General features: G+C 63.5%; 2 protein-coding genes. Both read right to left on the bottom strand.

Going from position 1 to position 1545, the window contains the following annotated elements; all coding sequences use genetic code 11:
• On the bottom strand, positions 1-953 hold a 953-nt coding region (locus AB4Z11_RS31290; protein ID WP_442030019.1), incomplete at its 3' end, for a PAS domain S-box protein.
• Between the two features lie 41 nt (positions 954-994).
• On the bottom strand, positions 995-1545 hold a 551-nt coding region (locus AB4Z11_RS31285; protein ID WP_442030017.1), incomplete at its 5' end, for a hypothetical protein.

The raw sequence follows: 1545 nt of genomic DNA, 5'->3' as shown, positions 1-1545 counted from the left end.
GGATCGGACTGCGCGCCCGCACGTTCGATCAGCACATTGACATAAGCCTTCATGCCGGTGAGCAGACCGCCCAGCTCGTCGTGGATCTCCTGTGCGATGCGCGTGCGCTCGTGCTCCTTGATCTTCTCTTGATGCGCAGCGAGTTCGCGCAAGCGCGCCTGCATTTCCCTGCCCTGGGCTTCGGCTTGTTTGCGCTCGGTGATGTCGCGCACCAGGCCTGTGAACATGCGGCGACCGCCGATTTCCATTTCCGCCACGGCGAGGTCCATTGGGAACACCGAGCCATCGCGCCGCAAGCCCTCCACTTCGCGGCCCTTGCCGATAACGCGCTTCTCGCCTGTCTGCGCATAATGCGCCAGATAGCCATCATGCTGCTCACGATGCGGCGATGGCATCAACATGGACACATTCTTGCCGCACACCTCAGCTTCGGAATAGCCGAACATGCGCTCCGCCGCTGGGTTCACGCGCTCCATGATGCCGCGCTCATCGATCGTGATGATGGCGTCAACCGCCGTTTCGAACACGGCACGCATGCGGCGCTCGCTGTCCTGCAAGGCGCGTTCGGCCTGTTTGCGGGCGCTGATGTCGTAAATGGTGGCCATGACGACCGGCTGCATGTCGGAGCTTTGCAGCGGAGACAGGCTGACTTCCACCATGAATTCGCTGCCGTCCTTACGCACCGCGAACAGCTCCATGCCCGCGCCCATTGCGCGCGGACGCGGATGGCCAATGTAGTGACTGCGCAGGCCGGTGTGCTCCTGGCGGAAGCGTTCGGGAATCAGGGTTTCCAGCGTTTTGCCTGCCAGCGCGCCATGTTCGTAGCCGAACAGGCGCTCCAATGCAGGATTGGCGAGGACGATCTGCCCTTGCTTGTCCACGATCAGCATGGCGTCGGTTGCCGACGCCAGCAGCCATTCCAGGCTGCGGTCGGCGATGGTCAGGTTTTTCAATCCACGATCCGGTTGGGTGACTTGCGTGCGATTGTACCCGCTCAGAGTTTCAATTTGTTGATGTGGCGGCAGGCCGGTCCCCTGCCCTCGGCGCCATTGCAGATGTGTTTGCGGCATTCCAGCGCGCCGTAAGCGCCCGGCGGCGGGCAACGGCGAAACACTTCCGCGTACAGGTCGCGCGTAATGCGCTCTTTGCGCGGCGTACGTGGACGGACTTGTGCGGCCGATGACGCCACACCGGCCCTGCCCGATTGTACGAATTGCTTGCGTGGCGTTGGGATAACCGGCGCCGCAGCAAAGCCTTGCATGCGCGGGGAAGCTGCGTCAGGGCCACTGCCCGACTCGCCCGCTTGCCCCGTACCGGAAGCAGGCGCAGGTACCGGCGGTGTTTCCGTAACCACCGCAGCATCTTTGGCGCTCGGCTCCACAGCGGCGATTTCCGGCGCCGAAGCCGCCTGACGGAAAGCTGGCAGCGAGGCATGGCGCGCCAGCGTAGCCAGGTCGCGCTCCACCGACACGTTCCGGAACATCCACATTCCCACCAGCACCAGTGACGCGCCGATCAACATCACGATGGCCCACAGCGTAGATC

This window comes from Pseudoduganella sp. RAF53_2, assembly GCF_052113985.1.
Classification (GTDB): Bacteria; Pseudomonadota; Gammaproteobacteria; order Burkholderiales; family Burkholderiaceae_D; genus Rugamonas.
Note: the sequence above shows the minus strand (reverse complement) of the source record. Positions and strands in the feature narration are given on the sequence as shown.